This window comes from Pseudarthrobacter phenanthrenivorans (assembly GCF_036455295.1).
In the GTDB taxonomy this organism is placed as follows: domain Bacteria; phylum Actinomycetota; class Actinomycetes; order Actinomycetales; family Micrococcaceae; genus Arthrobacter; species Arthrobacter phenanthrenivorans_C.
Genome location: NZ_JAYXNX010000007.1, coordinates 153,726 through 173,632, shown reverse-complemented (window position 1 = coordinate 173,632; position 19,907 = coordinate 153,726). Strand labels below are relative to the sequence as shown.

The window sequence follows — 19,907 nt, the reverse complement described above, 5'->3', positions numbered from 1 at the left end:
ACGGCCATTCATCCTTCCTGTGGCATATTTGAGGAATGGCAGAATTCAGGCAGTCCACGAAGCTCAACAACGTTCTCTATGACATTCGTGGACCGATCCTCCAGGCTGCCCAGCAGATGGAGGCGGAGGGCCACCGCATCCTCAAGCTGAACATCGGAAACCCTGCTCCGTTTGGTTTCGAGGCGCCGGACGCCATCCTGGTGGACATGATCCGCCACCTGCCGCACGCCCAGGGGTACAGCGATTCCCGCGGTATCTTCTCCGCCCGCACGGCCGTTTCGCAGTACTACCAGACCCGCGGCATCCAGAACATCCATGTGGACGACATCTACCTGGGCAACGGGGTCAGCGAGCTCATCACCATGTCGCTGATGGCGCTGCTGGACGGCGGTGACGAGGTGCTCATTCCCACCCCGGACTACCCGTTGTGGACGGCATCCGTGGCACTCGCCGGCGGCAAGCCGGTGCACTACCTCTGTGACGAGGACTCCGGCTGGCAGCCCGACCTTGAAGACATGGAAGCCAAGATCACTCCCCGCACCAAGGGGATCGTGGTCATCAACCCCAATAACCCCACCGGCGCCGTTTACCCGGAAGAGACGCTCAAGCGGATTGTGGCCCTTGCGGAAAAGCACGGCCTGGTGATTTTCGCCGACGAGATCTACGAGAAGATCCTTTACGAAGACGCCGTCCACGTGAACCTGGCCGGCCTCACCGGCGACGATGTCCTTTGCCTGACCTTCAGCGGCCTTTCCAAGGCCTACAGGGTGTGCGGCTACCGGGCCGGCTGGATGGCCATCTCCGGGCCAAAGAAGGAGGCCGCCGACTACCTCGAAGGCATCAACCTCCTGGCCAACATGCGCCTCTGCGCCAACGTCCCGGCCCAGCACGCCATCCAGACAGCCCTCGGCGGCTACCAAAGCATCAACGATCTCATCCTTCCCGGCGGCCGGTTGCTGGAACAGCGCAACAAGGCGTATGACATGCTGAACGCCATCCCCGGCGTAAGCACCCAGCAGGCCAGGGGTGCCCTTTATCTCTTCCCGCGGCTCGACCCCGAGGTCTACCACATCCGGGACGACGAAAAGTTTGTCCTCGACCTGCTCAAGGAACAGAAGATCCTGCTCTCCCATGGCCGCGCCTTCAACTGGGTGCGCCCGGACCACTTCCGCATGGTGACGCTGCCCAACGTCAAGGACATCGAGGAAGCCATCGGACGCATGGGGGACTTCCTAAGCCGGTACCAGGGGAACTAGCCTGTGCACACGGGCCTGCCGGTCCGTGCACTGCTTGCGGAAAGGACCGCCATGGCCCGCGTCGTCGGCTTCGACCAGCACCCCTCCCAAACCCTCCGCGCAGGGGAGGGATTCTCCCTTGCCTCGGTGGACCCCGACTCGACCCCGGGCTACAGCGGTAACAAGGATGACGGCAAACTGCTGCTCGCGGAAATGGACGGCGAACTTTCCGGCTTGCAGGAGAAGCTCTTTGCCGAGTCCCGGTTCGGGGGAACCAAACGGATCCTCCTGATCCTGCAGGCAATGGACACGGCCGGCAAGGGCGGGATCGTCAGCCACGTCATGGCGGCGATGAACCCGCAGGGCGTCCAGTTCAAGGCGTTCAAGGCCCCCACCGACGAGGAAAAGTCCTACGACTTCCTGTGGCGGATCGAAAAGGAAGTACCGGCCGCGGGCATGGTGGGCGTCTTTGACCGCTCCCACTACGAGGACGTCCTCATCCACAAGGTCCACAACTGGCCACCCCGGACGAGATCAAACGGCGCTACGTGGCCATCAACGAATTCGAGACGAGGCTAACGGATTCGGGGACCAAAGTAGTCAAGGTGATGCTTCACATCAGCGGGGATGAACAGAAAGAGAGGCTGCTGGCGCGGCTGGATAACCCGGCGAAGCACTGGAAATACAGTCACGGCGACCTGGACGAGCGTGCCTTCTGGGACGACTACATGGGTGCGTACCAGGCGGCGATCGAGGAAACGAGCACCCCGGCTGCGCCCTGGCACGTTGTTCCGGCCAACAAGAAATGGTTCGCCCGGATCGCGGTCCAGCAGTTGCTGCTTGGCGCCCTGTCGGGCATGAACCTGAAGTGGCCCAAAGCCGAGTTCGATGTCGCCGCCGAGCGCGAACTCGTGGCACGTTCCTGACCGCCGTTCCGGTGGCCTCGGGCCTTTTGCGGCGGCGCTGCAGCTGCCCGTTTGGTTACAGGGGCTGGTCCCTGGCGGCCGCCAGCCTCTTCCGTGCGCCTTCAAGCCATTCCTCGCAGCGGGCAGCCAGTGCCTCGCCCCGCTCCCACAGGGCCAGTGATTCCTCCAGGCTGGCGCCTCCCGCTTCCAGCTTTCCCACCACTGCGATGAGTTGTTCCCGGGCCTCCTCGTAGCTCAGTGCTGAGGCGTCGGACTCTGTTTTTTGTTCGCTCATGCCTTCTCTTCCACTTCCTGATGATGGTCTGGGTTGCCGGGCTCCAGTGCCCCGGTGGATGTGGCTCCGAAACGTCCCTCGGCCACGCGGATGGACAGGGCGGCCCCGGGTGGCGCCTCGGCAGGCCGCCGGACAACGGCATGGCCGGCCCTTGCGGTCCGGGCGGCTTGGTCTCCCGCCAGTTCGACGACGGCGTACCCCCGGTCCAGCGTCTTCTGCGGGGAAAGCGCGCGTACTTGTGCCTTGAGGTGCCCAAGCTGGTCCGCTGCACGGACCACCGTGGAACTCACGGCGGCAGAGGAGCGCCGCAGCAGCCGTTCGATTTCCTCCGCCCGGACAGAGACCATGCCCTCGGGCGCGGCCAGGACAGGGCGGGAATGCAACGCTGCCAACCGGTCCGATTCCCGGTCCACAAGCCGTTCCATGCAGCGCCGCAGCTGTTCCCGTGCCTGCCGCACCCCGGCGAGCTCTTCGGAGACTTCGGGGACGATCCGCTTGGCCGCGTCAGTGGGTGTGGAGGCCCGAAGGTCTGCCACGTAATCAAGAAGCGGGCGGTCCGCCTCGTGTCCGATGGCGCTCACCACCGGCGTGGCGGCCGCGGCAACAGCCCTGACCAGGTCCTCGCTGTTGAACGGCAAGAGGTCCTCCAGTGCCCCGCCGCCGCGGGCGATGACGATGACGTCCACCTCGGGGAGGGCGTCCAGCTCACGCAGCGCCCGGACCACCTGGGCCACCGCGGTGTTTCCCTGCACGGCAACTTCCCGGATCTCAAACTCCACCGCAGGCCACCGCAGGGCTGCATTGCGCAGGATGTCCTTCTTGGCGTCCGAGTCACGTCCCGTGATCAGCCCAATCCGGTGCGGCAGAAGGGGCAGCGGCTTCTTCCGGGAGTCGGCGAACAGACCCTCGGCCGCCAGGGCCTGCCGCAGGCGCTCGATCCTGGCCAGCAGGTCGCCCAGGCCCACAGGCCGGATATCGCGGACCAGCATGTTGAGCCTGCCCGTCTTCAGCCAGAACTCGGGCTTCAGGAGGGCTACCACTCGTGACCCGCGCTCAAGCGGAAGGTTCTGCCTTTCCAGCACCTTGGTCCAGACGGACGCCGGAAGGGATACCTCTGCGTCCACATCGCGGAGCGTGAGATACGCGTTGGTGCCGCGGCGGTTCAGCTCGATGACCTGGCCTTCCACCCACGCCGACGGAGTGCGGTCGATGTGGGCCTTCAGCTTCTGCGAGAGCAGCTGCAGCGGCCATGGATTGTCCGGGCTGGTTTCCGCTGCCGTGGCTGGCAGGGTAGTTGGTCCGGTACCCGGAAGGGATGCCTGGTCAGACATGCGGACGCCATGGAGAGGCTGGTGCTGGGGGCATGCGGTCCTTCATCTGTTGTGGGCGGACAATCAACCTTATCCATAAGGTTGTAGCACCGGGGGCTGACAGGAACAGCCCATCCGCCCTGCCTAGGATGGTAGGAGGCCCCCAACCCCGAAGGACCTGCTGTGCGCACTTTTGTCTCTGCCATCGCCACCGTGCTGGGCATCCTCCTGGCCGCTGTGGCCGTTCCCGCCATATGGGTGGACCGGAACATTGTCCAGGAGGACGGGTTTGTCCGCCTTGCCGCGCCGCTCGGGAAGGACTCGGAGTTCCAGCGGAAGCTTGCCGCGGCGGCGGTGGGAACGATTGACACGGGATCGGTTCCGGGCTTCCTTTCGGGCCTTGTCCAGCCGATGCTTGAAAAGGCGGCAGAGTCCATGACCGGGCTGCCGGGGTATCCCGCGGCCTGGGAGGAGACGCTGCGCAGAAGCCACCGCCTCAGTTTCGCTGATCCCGCAAAGGACCCGCAGCCGGGCGCTTCCCCGTCTTCACTGACCCTGGATGTTGCTCCTTTGGTTGCCCTCGGCTCCGAGGAGATTTCCCGTGCCACCAGGCTTCCCCTTGACCCGCCGAAGCAGACGCTCATCAATATCGGCCATCCGGCGCAGCGGGAGTGGACGGAGCGGCTGGCGACTTATGCCCCCATGGGCTACGTCCTGGCCATCGGTTCGGTGGTGGCATTCCTGCTGGCGTTCGTAGCGGCGCGCCGCCGCTGGACCGTGCTCCTGGCCGCCGGCTTTGGCGGACTGGCGCTCGCAGGGCTGTGGGGGATCGGACTGCAACTGGGCTCGGCCCAGGCGCAGGCCACAAACACCGGCAACGCAGTGGCCAACATGTTCCGCGACGAATTCCTGGCCGCGGCAGGCGCAGACTTCCAGACCTGGATCACCGCTACTGCCGTGGCCGGCGCAGCCTTGGCGGCAGCGGGCATTGTGACCTTGTTCGCATCCCGGAAACGGGCGCGGACCAGCCGGTAACATGGAGGGATGACCACCTCGGCTGTACCCCTTTCGATGCCCACCATTCCGCGCAGGCGCCGCTCACCCGAGGAAGTGGCAGGTGCAGCCCCCGTAAACGGCACTAAGAAGGTACTGCTGGCAGCCCCCCGCGGCTACTGTGCCGGCGTCGACCGGGCCGTGATCGCCGTTGAGAAGGCGCTGGAACACTACGGTCCGCCCGTCTATGTCCGCAAGCAGATTGTCCACAACGTGCACGTGGTCAGCTCCCTGGAGGAAAAAGGCGCCATCTTCGTTGATGAAACAGACGAAGTGCCCGAAGGCGCCCTGGTCATCTTCTCTGCCCATGGCGTCTCGCCCGCAGTGGTTGAATCGGCCGAGAACCGCGGGCTGCGTACTATCGATGCCACCTGTCCGCTGGTGACCAAGGTGCACAAGGAAGCCGTCCGCTTCGCCAAGGACGACTTCGACATCCTCCTGATCGGCCACGACGGACATGAGGAAGTGGAAGGCACCTCCGGCGAAGCACCGGAGCACATCCAGATCATCAACGGCCCGCACGAAGTGGACAAGGTGACAGTCCGCGACCCCGAAAAGGTCATCTGGCTGTCCCAGACCACGCTGAGCGTGGACGAGACCATGGAAACCGTCAGGCTGCTCAAGGAGCGGTTCCCGACCCTGCAGGATCCGCCCAGCGATGACATTTGCTACGCCACCACCAACCGCCAGGTAGCCATTAAGAAGATTGCACCAAAAGCAGACCTGGTGATCGTGGTTGGCTCGGCGAATTCGTCCAACTCGGTCCGGCTGGTAGAGGTAGCGCTCGAGTACGGGGCCAAGGCCTCCTACCGCGTGGATTTCGCCAACGAGGTCGACGAAACCTGGTTCGAAGGCGTCGCCACGGTTGGCGTGACGTCCGGGGCTTCGGTTCCCGAAGTTCTGGTGCAGGACGTGCTGAGGCTGCTGTCCGACTACGGCTACGGCACGGTGGAGGAAGTGGTCACTGCCGAGGAAGACCTGTTGTTCTCGCTGCCGAAGGAGCTCCGCGCGACCCTGAAGCAGGCCGGTGACGTCAGCCGCGCCCTGGGTGGCCGCCGGCCCCGCGGCTAGGGCCAGCCCGCACATACCAAAAGCGGAAGGGCCGGGCAGTTTCGAACTGTCCGGCCCTTCCGGCGTGATGTTCAGGCAGCTTTTGGCTAGGCCGCTTCGTCGTCCCCCTGGAGCTCCGGTGCCACCACCGCCCGGGGCGTCACCTCCACAAGCGCGGGCGTGGCCAGACCTGACTCCTCCAGCGTATTAAGCTTCCGCGCAGTTGGCAGGACCCGGGCTTCAAGTGTGCCCACCATGGCGTTGTAGCGGTCCACGGACGTCTTCAGGGAAGATCCCAGCTTGCTGACGTTCTCGCCCAGCGTGCCCATGCGGTCGTACAGTTGCCGTGCGAGTTCGAACAGTTCGCGCGCATTGTCGGTCAGTACATCCTGGCGCCAGGTGAACGCCACGGACTTCAGCACCGCAAGCAGGGTACTTGGCGAGGCAAGGACCACATTCCGCGACAACGCGTGGTCCAGGAGGCCCGCGTCAGCAGTCAGGGCCGCTGCCAGGATGGACTCTGCCGGAATGAAGCAGACCACCAGCTCCGGGGAGTTTCCCGGGATGTCCCAGTACTTCTTGGTGCCCAAGGCGTCCACATGCGCCCGCAGGGCCTTGGCATGCGCGGCCAGGAGGGCCTGGCGGTTCCGGCCGTCGGCCACCGACTCTGATCCGGACGGCTGTCCCGCGCGGGGATCCACCGCGCCCAGTTCCTGCGCTTCGAGGTAGGACGAGAGCGGTACCTTGGCATCCACCACCAGCTGCTTTTCGCCCGGCAACTGCACCACCAGGTCCGGGCGGACTGCAGAGTCATGGCCGGCGCTGTGCACCTGCTCAACGAAGTCCACGTGGCGCAGCATGCCGGCAGCTTCCACTACACGGCGAAGCTGCACTTCGCCCCACTGGCCCCTGGCACTGTTGGAACGCAATGCCGATTCCAGGGCGTGCGTGGATCGGATGAGCTGTTCGTCGGAAAGCCTGGCCTCCTGCAGCTGCTGGGCCAGTTGGCCGTACTGCTCAACCCGGTCCCGCTCCAGCAGCGCCACCTGCTGCTGGACCGCGGAGAGCTTCTCGGCCACTGGAGCCAGGGCGCGCAGCACGCTGCCGTCCTGTGTCCGTGCCTCGCCCAGCTCCCGGTTCTGTGCTGCCAAAAGCCGCCGCTCGGCGTCGGCCGCTGCAAACTGTGCAGTGACTTCTGACAGGCGGGACGACACCTGGTCAAAGTCCGCCTCCAGCGCATGGGAATTCCGTCGCAGGGAGAAATACGTGGCAGCGGCGCCAGCAAAGGCACCGAGCAGCAGCATCAAGAGGGCCAGAATCAAGGCAAAAGCATCCATGGCTTCACTGTTGCACGGGCCTCTGACATTCACCGGCAGTGACATTCCCCGGTACGGGCTCCGGTGCCCCGGCGGGTAGAATCAATGCTCGTGGCTCTTACTATTGGCATCGTCGGACTGCCCAACGTCGGCAAATCAACCCTCTTCAACGCGCTCACCCGCAACCAGGTCCTGGCAGCGAACTACCCGTTCGCCACCATCGAACCCAATGTAGGCGTGGTGAACCTGCCGGATCCCCGGCTGCAGAAGCTGGCCGGAATTTTCGGCTCCCAGCGCGTCCTGCCTGCCGCCGTGTCCTTCGTCGACATCGCCGGCATCGTCAAGGGCGCCTCCGAGGGGGAGGGGCTGGGCAACCAGTTCCTGGCCAACATCCGCGAGGCAGAAGCCATCGCCCAGGTTGTCAGGGTGTTCGATGACCCCGATGTGGTGCACGTGGACGGCAAGGTGGACCCCCGCTCGGACATGGAAACCATCAACACCGAGCTGATCCTCGCGGACCTCCAGACGATCGAAAAAGCCATTCCGCGCATCGAGAAGGAAGTCAAGATCAAGAAGCGGGAAGCCGCTGAGCTTGCCGCCATCAAGGCAGCGCAGGTGGTCCTCGAGCGCGGGGACACCATCTACTCCTCCATCAAGAGCGACAAGCTGGAGATGGAGCACCTTAAGGAACTGGGCCTGCTGACGGCCAAGCCCTTCATCTACGTGTTCAATGCCGATGAAGGCATCCTGGGCAGCCCGGAAAAGCAGGAGGAGCTGCGCGCCTTGGTAGCCCCGGCGGACTGCATCTTCCTTGACGCCAAACTCGAAGCCGACCTCGTGGAGCTGGACGAGGAAGAAGCCCGCGAAATGCTGGAGATGAACGGCCAGGACGAATCCGGCCTGGACCAGCTGGCCCGCGTCGGGTTCCACACCCTGGGCCTGCAGACCTACCTGACCGCGGGCCCGAAGGAAGCACGCGCCTGGACCATCCGGCAGGGGGACACCGCACCGCAGGCGGCCGGCGTCATCCACTCGGATTTCCAGCGCGGGTTCATCAAGGCCGAGGTGGTCTCCTTCGACGATCTGGTTGAAGCCGGTTCCATGGCGGAGGCCAAGTCCCGGGGCAAGGTCCGCATTGAAGGCAAGGAATACGTTATGGCCGACGGCGACGTGGTGGAGTTCCGCTTCAACGTCTAGTGCCTCGAGGCTGCTTCAGGCGGTGCCGGAGGGCAGGACGACCTCCTGGACGCACCGGAGACAGCCGGGCCTGGACCCTTGTCCAGGCCCGGCTGTCTATTGCCGTCAGGACCCCCGGGCGTCCCTTGCCAGCAGGACCAGGCCGGGTATTCCTGCCAGTACCGCCGGGATCAGCAGCAGTAGTCCGAATTCGGGCAGGATTGCAGACAATGCGGCGGCAGCGATGGTCACTGCCAGGGCGGCTATCAAGGCCACACGCAACCATCGCCGCCCGTCCCCCGCATTGAAGAGCTGGAAAGCAGCCAGGCCTGCGGAAACCACGGCACAGGTGACAATGGCGACGGATGCGGTGCCTGCCCATATTCCCGGCGCGTCCTTGAGCCGGTCGATGAGCGCTACAGGAACCGCCAACATCCAGCCGCTGAGAAGAACCGCGAGGACCAAGCCGGCCACCCGCCTCCCGGGCACTGGCTCCGGGGAGTACATCTGATCCGGTGGCAGGTCGGACTGCCGGACATGGCGATGGGCTGCCGGCGGTGGCGGCTGGGATGGGCGCGCAGTATTTTCAAGCATGTTTCCCCCCGAACGTCGTTGCCTGATGTCCACCCACCTTATCGTTGCCTTATGACAGCCGGTCGCTCCTGCGACTCGTTATGCGGATGGAACCCGGGGTCCGGGGCGGCAACGGCGACGGGCCACGGCAATGCTTGACGCACCCGGCCGGGACCGGCTGGTGGGAACACCACCCCTTCCATCCCGAGGGGGATCCGATTCGCCTACGCAATACCGGCACCAAGTATCCTGAGTCAATAGGGCCCGACCACGGCGACCCGACTGCCCTCCGCAGAGGGAAAACACAAGGAGGCGGCATGCCGGTCCGGCGTCTGATGCAATTGCTCACCGCGGCGGTGGCGGCTGCCCTGGTCCTCTCCGGCTGCTCGGGCGGAAGCGCACCTTCCGTGGTGGTGGGAGAAGCCAAACGCGGCGGCAGCGTGACGGTGGCCGAGGTGAACGCCTTTTCCTCGTTCAACCCGTGGAGCGCCAAGGGCAACACTGACATCAATTCGAAGATCGGCGCCATCACCCACTCGGGCTTCTTCTACCTTGATGACAGCTCCAAGGTAGTCCGCAACGACAAGTTTGGGCACTTCGAAAAAGTCTCCGACCAGCCGCTCAAGGTGAAGTACACGGTCAACGAAGGAGTCAAATGGTCCGATGGTGCCCCCATCGGTGCTGCTGACCTCCTGCTGAGCTGGGCCGCCGGGTCAGGCTACTTCGACGACATTAATCCCGCCACGGGCAAGGGCACCAAGTACTTCTCCGCTGCCTCTGACACCACTGGCCTGGCCGGTACCCTGTTTCCCGAACTTGGTTCGGATGGCCGTTCCATCACCCTCGAGTACGCAGCGCCGTACGCAGACTGGGAAGTGGCCTTCGACGTCGGGCTCCCGGCCCACGTTGTCGCCGCCAAGAGCGGACTCAGTGACGAACAGGACCTGGTCAAGCTTCTCAAGGACACACCCCGGGGCAACCCCGACAAGCCGGCGTCCAACCCCGCGCTCAAGAAGGTCAGTGACTTCTGGAACACCGGGTTCGATACCAAGTCGGTCCCCGACGATCCGGCCCTCTACCTGTCCAGCGGTCCCTACATCGTGCGCGACATCGTCCCGGAAGTCTCCATGAAACTGGTGCGGAACCGCGACTACGTTTGGGGCGCAGAACCATGGCTGGACGAGATCAACGTCAGGTTCACCGGCGCGGTTCCAGCGGCGGTCGACGCCCTGCGCAGCGGCCAGGCGGACATTATCTCTCCTCAGCCCTCGGCTGCCACAGACAGCCTCCTCACAGGACTGTCCGGCCAGGGCATCACCGTTCAACGGTACAAACAGTCGGGCTACGACCACTTGGACCTCAACTTCTCCGGACCCTTCAGCGACAAGGACGTGCGCGTTGCCTTCCTCAAGACGGTTCCGCGGCAGGCCATCATGGACGCCATTGTGGGAACGCAGTCACCCGACAACAAGCCTCTGGACTCCCACGTGTTTCTGCCCGGACAGCCAAAGTACGACGACACGATAAAGAACAACGGCTCATCGGACTACGACAAGGTGGACATTGATGGCGCCAAAAGCCTCCTGAAGGGCAAAGCCACCCCCACCATCCGCATCCTCTACAACCGCGACAACCCCAACCGTGCCAAGGCTTTCTCCCTGATCCGCGATTCGGCCGCACTGGCAGGAATCCGTGTCGTCGACGACGGACAGGGAAGCGCTGACTGGGCTGGCGCGATGAGCCGGGCCGGCTATGACGCCGCACTCTCAGGATGGATCGGCACAGAGGCCGGCGTCAGCAGGGTGCCGCAGATCTTCCGTACTGGCGCCGGGAGCAACTTCACGGGATATTCCGATGGTGATGCGGACAAACTCATGGAACAGCTCGCCGTAACCACGGACCTGGGCAAGCAGGACGAACTCCTGGCTGAAGTCGACAAGCACATCTGGGACGACGCCTACGGCCTCCCGCTCTACCAAACCCTGGGAACAACTGCCTTCAATTCGCGGGTAGCCGGCATCAAAACCAGCCCTGGCCCCCTGGGTGTGTGGTGGAACGTCTGGGAGTGGCGGCTGTCCTAGCGGCGGCCGCGGGGCCACCCCACCATTAGGGCCGTTTGACCCTTGCGGAGCCCCCGGCCCTCCGATTCGCCGTGCGGCTTACTGGCGAGTAGCATGTGACGTGCCTAACTACCCACCGTGTGCCAGGGCATTTGACTGCGCCGGTCACGGTTTGGCAACGGAGTACCAATATCTGGACTTTGTGCGGTTAGGCTAACTCGTATTGTGTAGGTTTCGTCACAGTTTCGCGCTGTGCCCAACCTGCGGGGAAGCACAAGATTCCCCTACATCTCTCCCACAACTCATAGGAGGCGGAATGCGTTTTACGCGCACTTCCAAAGCACTGGGCATCGTGGCAATCGCTGCGCTTGCCCTGACCGGGTGCGGCGCCGGCGGCGGCGGCAGCACCGACGGATCGAGCAATGCTGCCGGCGATCCGAACAAGGTCATCACCGCCTACAGCAACGAGCCACAAAACCCGCTGCTGCCGGCAAACACCAACGAGGTCTACGGCGGCCGCGTCGTGAACCTGCTTTTCGAAGGTCTTCGCAGCTACGACGCCAATGGCAAGGCAGTTAACGCCCTGGCCGATTCCATCGAGTCTTCCGACGCCCAGAACTGGACCATCAAGGTCAAGCAGGGCCAGAAGTTCACCAACGGGGAAGCCATCACGGCCAAGACCTTTGTTGACTCCTGGAATTTCGCCGCTAACTCCAAGAACCTCCAGAACAACGGGTTCTTCTTCGAATCGATCGCCGGTTACGACGACGTATCGGCTGTGAACTCGGTCAAGGGTGCTGACGGCAAGACCACCACCACTCCTGCCCCCAAGGCAGACACCATGTCCGGACTGCAGGCAACCGATGACTCCACCATCACGGTGAAGCTCGCCCAGCCTGAGGCCGACTGGTCCCTGCGCCTTGGCTACTCCGCCTTCTACCCGCTGCCTTCCGCGGCACTGGCAGACCCGAAGACCTACGGTGAAAACCCTGTGGGCAATGGTCCGTACAAGTTCGAAAAGCAGGGTTCCTGGGTCCACGACCAGTCCATCACCCTGGTGAAGAACCCTGACTACAAGGGCACCCGCGAGGCCAAGAACGGCGGCGTGACCTTCAAGTTCTACACCGATCCGGGCCCCGCATACACGGACCTGCAGTCGGACAACCTGGACGTCTCGGATGTCCTGCCGTCCAACGCCCTGAAGACCTACATCAACGACTTCCCGGGCCGGAACGCCACCAAGCCTGTCGCCACCGATTCCACCCTGAACATCCCGGGCTACAACCCGAACTTCCAGGGTGAAGCAGGCAAGCTGCGCCGCCAGGCCCTGTCCTACGCCATCAACCGCGAGGAAATCGCCAAGGTGGTCTTCAACGGTACGCGCACCCCGGCCAAGGCCTTCGCCCCGCCGGTCATCGACGGCTTCAAGGAAGGCATCAAGGGCAGCGAAGTTCTGAACTTCGATCCCGCCAAGGCCAAGGACCTTTGGGCGCAGGCCAACAAGATCCAGCCGTACGACGATTCCAAGCCGCTCCAGATTGCCTCCAACACCGACGGTGGCAACAAGGAATGGATCGACGCCGTAGCAAACGGCTTCAAGAACAACCTCGGCATCCAGGCTGAAATCCAGCCGTTCGCCAAGTTTGCCGAAGTCCTTAACCTGCGCAAGTCCCAGCAGCTGCCCGGCCTGACCCGCGCCGGCTGGCAGGGCGACTACCCGTCGCTCTACAACTTCCTTGGACCGGTATGGGCCACGGGAGCTTCCTCCAACTACGAGAAGTACTCGAACCCCGAGTTCGACAAGCTCCTCAAGGAGGGCCTGGCTGCAAAGAACACGGACGAGGCCAACGCCAAGTTCAACCAGGCACAGGAAATCCTGTTCCAGGACCTGCCCGGACTGCCGCTTTGGGACCAGGCACGCGCGATCGTATGGAGCAACAACGTCGTGAAGGCCGAGACCGGCTGGAACGGTGAAATCCTCTACTACGGCATCACCGCAAAGTAGTCACAGATCTAACTTGCCGTCACGCTGATGGGGGTTCCGGTTAAGTCGGGACCCCCATTGGCTTGCAAGCGGCAGGAAGGCATTCATGAACCCGTTTTCCCCCCTACCGGAAGGCAGGTGATCCTGTGATCCGGTTCATCCTGCGCCGACTCCTCCAGGTGATCCCTGTATTCCTCGGCACAACCCTTTTGGTCTACTACATGGTGTTCGCCTTGCCGGGCGACCCCATCGCCGCACTCTTCGGCGACCGCCAGCCCCCGCAGGCCGTCATCGACACCCTGCGCAGCCAGTACCACCTGGACCAGCCCTTCTGGGTCCAGTACGGACTGTTCCTGAAGAACCTCTTCACCTTCAACCTCGGCAACGACTTCACCGGCCAGCCCATTGCCGCGAGCCTTACACGGGTCTTCCCCGTGACGGCGATGCTAGCCGTCGAGGCCCTTGCCATCCAGGCCATCTTCGGCGTTGCCTTCGGAGTGTTCGCGGGCCTGCGGCGTGGCGGCTGGTTCGATTCCACGGTCCTGGTGGCCTCACTGGTGGTCATCGCAATTCCCACTTTCGTCCTGGGCTTCGTTTTCCAGCTCGTCTTCGGCGTGCAGCTGGGCTGGGCCAAACCCACCGTTGGCGCAAACGCCAACTGGGTCACCCTGCTGCTGCCGGCCGTAGTCCTCGGACTAGTCTCCTTCGCCTATGTTCTCCGCCTGACCCGCGCGTCAGTCAGTGAAAACATGAACGCCGACTACGTTCGGACCGCCACCGCAAAGGGCCTGTCCCGGCCCCGCGTTGTCATGGCCCACATCCTGCGCAACTCGCTGATCCCCGTAGTCACCTATTTGGGCGCCAACCTGGGCGGCCTGATGGGCGGCGCCATTGTCACCGAGGGCATCTTCAACGTTCCCGGCGTCGGCAACAAGCTCTACCAGGCAGTGCTCCGCAGTGAAGGCCCCACCATCGTTTCCATCGTCAGCGTGCTGGTCCTGGTGTTCGTGGTGGCAAACCTTCTTGTCGATCTCCTGTACGCCTGGCTTGACCCGAGGATTCGCTATGACCAGTAACAACAGCCACTTTGTGGCCCCCATTGAAGAGACACCGCTGCAGGCAACGGACGCCGTTAAGACTGACCAGGCCCCGCTCAGCCTGTGGGCAGACGCGTGGCGCAAGCTCCGCCGTCGTCCGCTGTTCATCATTTCGGCACTGTTGATCCTTGCCCTGATCGTGATTGCGCTGTTCCCGGGCCTGTTCACGTCGACCCCGCCAAACGAAGGATGCGAGCTGTCGAACTCGGAAGGCGCGCCCACGGCGGGGCACCCGTTCGGCTTTACCTTCCAGGGTTGCGACGTTTATTCCAGGGTCATCCACGGCACGCAGGCCTCGCTTTCCGTGGGCCTGCTCTCCGTCCTCTGCGTCCTAGTTATCGGTGTGACCCTCGGCGCCCTCGCCGGGTACTACGGCGGCTGGATCGACGCAGTGCTCGCACGCCTGGGTGACATCTTCTTCGCGCTGCCGCTTGTCCTTGGCGCGCTGGTGATCACGCAGTTGCCGCTGTTCCGGGAGAACAAGAGCGTCTGGACCGTGGTGTTCGTCATCTCGCTCCTGGCATGGCCGCAAATGGCCCGCATTACCCGCGGCGCAGTCATCGAGGTACGCAACGCGGACTTTGTCACGGCAGCCCGTGCGCTGGGTGTCTCCAAGTTCGGCGCACTGGTCCGCCACGTGCTGCCCAACGCCCTGGCACCCATCATCGTCCTGGCAACGCTGGAACTTGGCGTGTTCATCGTGGCCGAAGCCACCCTGTCCTTCCTGGGCATCGGCCTGCCGCAGAGCATCATGTCCTGGGGCAACGACATCGCGGGCGCCCAGGCATCGATCAGGACCCGCCCGGAAATCATGCTCTACCCGGCCGCCGCACTGTCCATCACGGTGCTGAGCTTCATCATGCTGGGCGACGCCGTGCGCGACGCCCTTGACCCGAAGAGCCGTCAGCGATGAGAGATAAAGAGATGACAACCCCAGACGTCCGCATCGATGAGGCCGGCACCACCGGTGTCAGGCCGCTGCTCGAAATCCGCGACCTCGCCATCGCCTTCAAGACCGGCGGCGGCGAGGTCCAGGCCGTGAGGAATGCGCACCTGACCATCATGCCGGGTGAGACGGTGGCCATCGTGGGGGAGTCGGGCTCCGGCAAATCCACCACGGCCCTGGCCGCAATCGGCCTCCTGCCCAACAACGGCAGGGTGTCCGGCGGCCAGATCCTGCTCGACGGCGAGGACATCGCCCACGCCACCGAGCAGCGCATGATCGAACTGCGCGGAAACACGATTGGAATGGTTCCGCAGGACCCCATGTCCAACCTGAACCCCGTGTGGAAGATCGGTTACCAGGTACGGGAAACACTGCGTGCCAATGGCCGGCCCAGCGGCCCGGACGACATCGCCAAGGTGCTTTCCCAGGCGGGACTCCCGGACGCCAAGCGCCGGGCCAACCAGTACCCGCATGAGTTCTCCGGCGGCATGCGCCAGCGCGCCCTGATCGCCATCGGCCTCTCCTGCCAGCCGCGCCTGCTGATTGCGGACGAGCCGACGTCGGCCCTCGACGTCACTGTTCAGCGGCAGATCCTGGACCACCTGGAGACCATGACCAACGAGTTGGGCACCTCGGTCCTGCTGATCACCCATGACCTGGGCCTGGCAGCCGAGCGTGCAGACAAAGTGGTGGTCATGTACCAGGGCCGCGTGGTGGAGGCGGGACCGTCCCTGGAACTGCTCCGGAATCCGCAGCACCCGTACACCAAACGGCTCGTGGAGTCCGCGCCGTCCCTGGCCAGCCGCCGCATCCAGGTGGCCAAGGAGCAGGGCGTGGAGACGATGGACCTGCTGGCGCCGGCCGCCGAAACGGCCAAGTCCGACTCCTTCCTGCAGATCCAGGACCTTCGCAAGGTGTACAAGCTCCGCCAGGGGCTGGGCAAGGCCACCGACTTCGCGGCGGTCGACGGCGTCAGTTTCGACGTGCGGCGGGGAACCACGACGGCGATCGTGGGGGAGTCGGGGTCCGGCAAGTCCACGGTGGCCAAGATGGTGCTCCAGCTGGAGAAGCCGACAGAAGGCAGGATCCTGTTCGACGGCGTCGACACCTCTGCCCTGAAGCCTGCGGAGCTGTTCAAGTTCCGCAGGCGTGTCCAGCCGATCTTCCAGGACCCGTACGGTTCCCTCGATCCGATGTACAACATCTTCCGCACGATCGAAGAACCTCTGCGCGTCCACAAGATCGGGGACCAGGCCAGCCGGGAGAAGAAGGTACGCACACTGCTGGACCAGGTGGCCCTGCCCCAGTCGGCGATGCAGCGGTACCCCAACGAGCTCTCCGGTGGACAGCGGCAGCGCGTGGCCATTGCCCGTGCGCTGGCGCTCGACCCCGAAGTCATCATTTGTGATGAGGCCGTGTCCGCATTGGACGTCCTGGTTCAGGCGCAGGTGCTGAACCTGCTCGCCGACCTGCAGGCCAACCTCGGCCTGACGTACCTGTTCATCACCCACGACCTTGCCGTGGTGCGGCAGATCGCCGACCACGTGTGCGTGATGGAGAAGGGCCGCCTGGTGGAGACGGGATCCACGGATGAGGTCTTTGAGTCGCCCCAGCAGGAATACACCAACGCCTTGCTCAACGCGATCCCCGGCGCGAAGCTGATGCTTCCGCCGGAAGTCGCATAGCGGGAACTTCCTGCGCGTGTGGAGCCGGGGCCTTCGGGTCCCGGCTCCAGCCGTCTAAGCCGGCTGGAAGTGCAAGCCGAGCGTGGCCTCAGTCCTGGAACGCGCTGCTGCCGCCCGGCACGGCTGCGAGCGGCGCCTGTTCAGCGGCGGCAGGCTTCCGGTCCAGCCCGAGTTCCCGAAGCCTGCGTTCCAGGATGCCGCCGAGCGCTCTCCGGCCTTCGGTATTCATGTGGACGGCATCTGCAAGGTCCTTTGCCAGTCCGTACCTGGTGAGCCAGTCGCCCGCGGAGACAAAAGCCACTCCGTTCGCGGCCGCCACTGTCCCCAACAGGGCGTCCACCTCGCTGCGCCGCGCGCCGCCGTCGTGCTCGCCACGCGCCAGGGTGCCGATCATCGCCATTCGCGTACCGGGATAGCGTGCACGCAGCTCGGCGATCAGGCGGCCGGCGTTGCCGGCTATCTGGGCGTTGCTGGCACCGGAACCGGCATCGTTCCCGCCGCCCTCGATGACGACCAGTGCGGGGGTGCCGGACGGAAGCTGCCAGTCGCCGCGCTGCAGGGCATCAATATAGTTGCCGGTGGCACCGTTGGCCGCCACATAGCCTGTACCGCCCCGTCCGCAGAAGTACACGTTGTAGCCTGCCGCAGCGAGGCCCAGGCGCGGCCAGCCGTCCACAGGTTCCGACTGGGAATCCCCGATGAGCAGCACCGTGCTGCTGATGTCCGGCACGACCGCCTCAAGCCGCCCGTTGCCGGGATTGCGGATGTGGGATGTCGCAGCCACAGCCGTCTGTGCCCCCAGGCCTGCTTGGCCCGCTGCCCCCACCCCGGCCCCTGCCTGCCCGGTAACGGCAAGGGGCGCCGTGTTTCCGGAAGGGGCGTCCGAAACTGCATAGCCGGCGAGCCCAAGGACGCCCGTCAAGGCCAGTACACCGGACACCACAGCCATGGTGGCGTTGGTGGCACCCCGCGGGGTGCCGGCCTTGGCAGGGGGCATCGTTGTCTCCGGCGTGCTCAAAGATGTGCGCGTGTCAGGGCCATCATGCCACGGCATTCGAAGTAAGAGTGAACTTGGTCACACCCTGGACCGGTGATGAGCGAATGCAAAGGCTCCGGCAGTCTCCGGGGCCGCCGGAATTTAGGCCAACATATGGCCCAGCAGCTAGAATAGGGGTAGGCGCCCTGTGTCAAGGGCCTTGTCCGTCGTGCGTTCCGGTTGGAAATGTCGCGATACCTCAGCTGACTTCACCACTGAATCGAGCAATAACGCATGTCTGAAACCTCCACCAACACTGCGGTAGCCACTGCATCGCGCAGCGACCTGCGCAACGTAGCGATCGTGGCCCACGTTGACCACGGCAAGACCACCCTGGTCGATGCCATGCTCAAGCAGACCCATTCCTTTGCCGAGCACAACCACGTGGAAGACCGCGTCATGGACTCCGGTGACCTGGAGCGCGAAAAGGGCATCACCATCCTGGCGAAGAACACCACCGTCGCCTACAACGGCCCGTCTTCCAACGGCGAGACCATCACCATCAACGTGATCGACACCCCCGGCCACGCCGACTTCGGCGGCGAGGTCGAACGCGGCCTGTCCATGGTCGACGGCGTCGTGCTGCTTGTCGATGCCTCTGAGGGCCCGCTGCCCCAGACCCGCTTCGTGCTGCGCAAGGCCCTCGCCGCGCACCTGCCCGTGATCCTGCTGGTCAACAAGACCGACCGCCCCGACGCGCGGATCGAAGAGGTCGTGCACGAGTCCATGGACCTGCTGCTGGGCCTCGCCTCCGACCTCGCGGACGAGGTGCCGGACCTGGACCTGGACAAGATCCTCGAAGTGCCCGTCGTTTACGCCGCCGCCAAGGTCGGCCGCGCCTCCCTCCAGCAGCCCGCCGACGGCACCGCTCCGGAGAACGAGGACCTGGAGCCGCTCTTCAAGACCATCATCGAGCACATCCCGGCACCCACGTACAACCCGGAGGGTGTGCTGCAGGCACACGTCACCAACCTGGATGCCTCCCCGTTCCTGGGCCGCCTCGCGCTGCTGCGCATCTACAACGGCACCCTGCGCAAGGGCCAGACCGTGGCCTGGGCGCGCGCCAACGGCGAGCTTAAGAACGTCAAGATCACCGAACTGCTGGCCACCAAGGCCCTCGAGCGCGTTCCGGCCGAATCCGCAGGCCCGGGCGAAATCGTCGCCGTCGCCGGTATCGAGGACATCACCATTGGTGAGACCCTGACCGACGCCGAGAACCCGCAGCCGCTGCCGCTGATCACGGTCGATGACCCCGCCATCTCCATGACCATCGGTATCAACACCTCGCCGCTGGCCGGCAAGGTCAAGGGCGCCAAGGTCACCGCGCGCCAGGTCAAGGACCGCCTGGACAAGGAACTGATCGGTAACGTCTCCATCAAGGTGCTCCCCACCGAGCGTCCTGACGCCTGGGAAGTCCAGGGCCGTGGCGAGCTCGCGCTGGCCATCCTGGTCGAGCAGATGCGCCGCGAGGGCTTCGAACTGACCGTGGGCAAGCCCCAGGTTGTCACCAAGACCGTCGACGGCAAGATCCACGAGCCGATGGAGCACATGACCATCGACGTGCCCGAGGAATACCTCGGCGCCGTCACCCAACTCATGGCCGCCCGCAAGGGCCGGATGACCAACATGGCCAACCACGGCACCGGCTGGTGCCGGATGGAGTTCATCGTTCCGGCCCGTGGCCTGATCGGTTTCCGCACCCGGTTCCTCACGGACACCCGTGGGGCCGGCATCGCAGCCTCCATCTCCGAAGGCTACGAGCCGTGGGCAGGACCCATCGAGTACCGCACCAATGGCTCGATGGTTGCCGACCGTGCCGGCGTGGTGACGCCGTTCGCGATGATCAACCTGCAGGAGCGCGGCTCCTTCTTCGTCAAGCCCACCTCCGAGGTGTACGAGGGCATGATCGTCGGCGAGAACTCCCGCGCCGACGACATGGACGTCAACATCACCAAGGAAAAGAAGCTCACCAACATGCGTGCCGCTTCCTCGGACACCTTCGAGAACCTGACGCCCCCGCGCGACCTGACCCTCGAAGAGTCCCTCGAATTCGCCCGCGAGGACGAGTGCGTCGAGGTCACCCCGGAGGCCATCCGCATCCGCAAGGTCATCCTGGACACCAACGAGCGTGCCAAGGCCAGCCGCGCCCGCGCCAAGGCGTAACCACGGTCCAGCTGTGACGAAGA

15 protein-coding genes and 1 pseudogene are annotated in these 19,907 nt (G+C 64.4%); 11 read left to right on the top strand and 5 right to left on the bottom strand.

The window, feature by feature from the left end; all coding sequences use genetic code 11:
- The first annotated feature begins 35 nt into the window (after positions 1 to 35).
- Both VXJ37_RS11415 and VXJ37_RS11410 read left to right on the top strand, forming a co-directional pair.
- Positions 36 to 1,256: a pyridoxal phosphate-dependent aminotransferase gene (locus VXJ37_RS11415; protein ID WP_331323151.1), complete on the top strand. Its 1,221-nt coding sequence runs from the start codon at positions 36 to 38 to the stop codon at positions 1,254 to 1,256.
- Positions 1,257 to 1,307: 51 nt separating this feature from the next.
- Positions 1,308 to 2,161: pseudogene (locus tag VXJ37_RS11410) on the top strand (polyphosphate kinase 2 family protein).
- 55 nt (positions 2,162 to 2,216) lie between these two features.
- Here VXJ37_RS11410 and VXJ37_RS11405 read toward each other — a convergent pair.
- Together VXJ37_RS11405 and xseA are read right to left on the bottom strand one after the other, a co-directional pair.
- Positions 2,217 to 2,435: an exodeoxyribonuclease VII small subunit gene (locus VXJ37_RS11405; protein WP_331323150.1), complete on the bottom strand. Its 219-nt coding sequence runs from the start codon at positions 2,433 to 2,435 to the stop codon at positions 2,217 to 2,219.
- Complete coding sequence (gene xseA / locus VXJ37_RS11400; protein ID WP_331323149.1) at positions 2,432 to 3,766, bottom strand: exodeoxyribonuclease VII large subunit; 1,335 nt, start codon at positions 3,764 to 3,766, stop codon at positions 2,432 to 2,434. The genes VXJ37_RS11405 and xseA overlap by 4 nt, the downstream gene beginning before the upstream one ends.
- Positions 3,767 to 3,928: 162 nt before the next feature.
- On the opposite strand from xseA, the gene VXJ37_RS11395 reads away from it, so the two are divergent.
- Both VXJ37_RS11395 and VXJ37_RS11390 read left to right on the top strand, forming a co-directional pair.
- Complete coding sequence (locus VXJ37_RS11395) at positions 3,929 to 4,780, top strand: hypothetical protein (RefSeq protein WP_331323148.1); 852 nt, start codon at positions 3,929 to 3,931, stop codon at positions 4,778 to 4,780.
- 9 nt (positions 4,781 to 4,789) lie between these two features.
- Positions 4,790 to 5,869, top strand: coding sequence for a 4-hydroxy-3-methylbut-2-enyl diphosphate reductase (locus tag VXJ37_RS11390; RefSeq protein WP_331323147.1), 1,080 nt, complete (start codon positions 4,790 to 4,792; stop codon positions 5,867 to 5,869).
- An 86-nt stretch (positions 5,870 to 5,955) separates the two neighbouring features.
- Here the strand turns inward: VXJ37_RS11390 and VXJ37_RS11385 are convergent, their stop codons facing one another.
- The gene (locus VXJ37_RS11385; protein ID WP_331323146.1) at positions 5,956 to 7,185 is read right to left on the bottom strand and encodes a DNA recombination protein RmuC; all 1,230 of its coding nucleotides are present in this window, start codon (positions 7,183 to 7,185) and stop codon (positions 5,956 to 5,958) included.
- A 90-nt stretch (positions 7,186 to 7,275) separates the two neighbouring features.
- Here VXJ37_RS11385 and ychF point away from each other — a divergent pair, with 90 nt between their 5' ends.
- Positions 7,276 to 8,361 carry a redox-regulated ATPase YchF gene (gene ychF / locus VXJ37_RS11380; protein ID WP_331323145.1) on the top strand — a complete coding sequence of 362 codons (1,086 nt, stop codon included), beginning with the start codon at positions 7,276 to 7,278 and terminating at the stop codon, positions 8,359 to 8,361.
- A 105-nt stretch (positions 8,362 to 8,466) separates the two neighbouring features.
- Here the strand turns inward: ychF and VXJ37_RS11375 are convergent, their stop codons facing one another.
- Positions 8,467 to 8,814, bottom strand: coding sequence for a hypothetical protein (locus VXJ37_RS11375; RefSeq protein WP_331323144.1), 348 nt, complete (start codon positions 8,812 to 8,814; stop codon positions 8,467 to 8,469).
- A gap of 416 nt (positions 8,815 to 9,230) precedes the next feature.
- On the opposite strand from VXJ37_RS11375, the gene VXJ37_RS11370 reads away from it, so the two are divergent.
- The 5 genes from VXJ37_RS11370 to VXJ37_RS11350 all read left to right on the top strand — a co-directional run bounded on the left by VXJ37_RS11370 (position 9,231) and on the right by VXJ37_RS11350 (position 16,685).
- Positions 9,231 to 10,994, top strand: coding sequence for an ABC transporter family substrate-binding protein (locus VXJ37_RS11370; RefSeq protein WP_331323143.1), 1,764 nt, complete (start codon positions 9,231 to 9,233; stop codon positions 10,992 to 10,994).
- A gap of 295 nt (positions 10,995 to 11,289) precedes the next feature.
- On the top strand, positions 11,290 to 12,978 hold the full coding sequence (locus VXJ37_RS11365; RefSeq protein ID WP_331323142.1) for a peptide ABC transporter substrate-binding protein: 1,689 nt from the start codon (positions 11,290 to 11,292) through the stop codon (positions 12,976 to 12,978).
- Between the two features lie 125 nt (positions 12,979 to 13,103).
- Positions 13,104 to 14,033, top strand: coding sequence for an ABC transporter permease (locus tag VXJ37_RS11360; protein WP_331323141.1), 930 nt, complete (start codon positions 13,104 to 13,106; stop codon positions 14,031 to 14,033).
- On the top strand, positions 14,023 to 14,967 hold the full coding sequence (locus VXJ37_RS11355) for an ABC transporter permease (RefSeq protein ID WP_141942441.1): 945 nt from the start codon (positions 14,023 to 14,025) through the stop codon (positions 14,965 to 14,967). The genes VXJ37_RS11360 and VXJ37_RS11355 overlap by 11 nt, the downstream gene beginning before the upstream one ends.
- An 11-nt stretch (positions 14,968 to 14,978) precedes the next feature.
- Positions 14,979 to 16,685, top strand: a complete 1,707-nt coding sequence (locus VXJ37_RS11350) for an ABC transporter ATP-binding protein (protein WP_331323140.1) — start codon at positions 14,979 to 14,981, stop codon at positions 16,683 to 16,685.
- Positions 16,686 to 16,773: 88 nt separating this feature from the next.
- Here the strand turns inward: VXJ37_RS11350 and VXJ37_RS11345 are convergent, their stop codons facing one another.
- A complete protein-coding gene (locus tag VXJ37_RS11345) occupies positions 16,774 to 17,682 on the bottom strand; it encodes an SGNH/GDSL hydrolase family protein (protein ID WP_331323139.1) in 909 nt (302 codons plus the stop codon).
- Between the two features lie 273 nt (positions 17,683 to 17,955).
- On the opposite strand from VXJ37_RS11345, the gene typA reads away from it, so the two are divergent.
- Positions 17,956 to 19,884 carry a translational GTPase TypA gene (gene typA / locus VXJ37_RS11340; RefSeq protein WP_331323138.1) on the top strand — a complete coding sequence of 643 codons (1,929 nt, stop codon included), beginning with the start codon at positions 17,956 to 17,958 and terminating at the stop codon, positions 19,882 to 19,884.
- Positions 19,885 to 19,907: the final 23 nt, after the last annotated feature.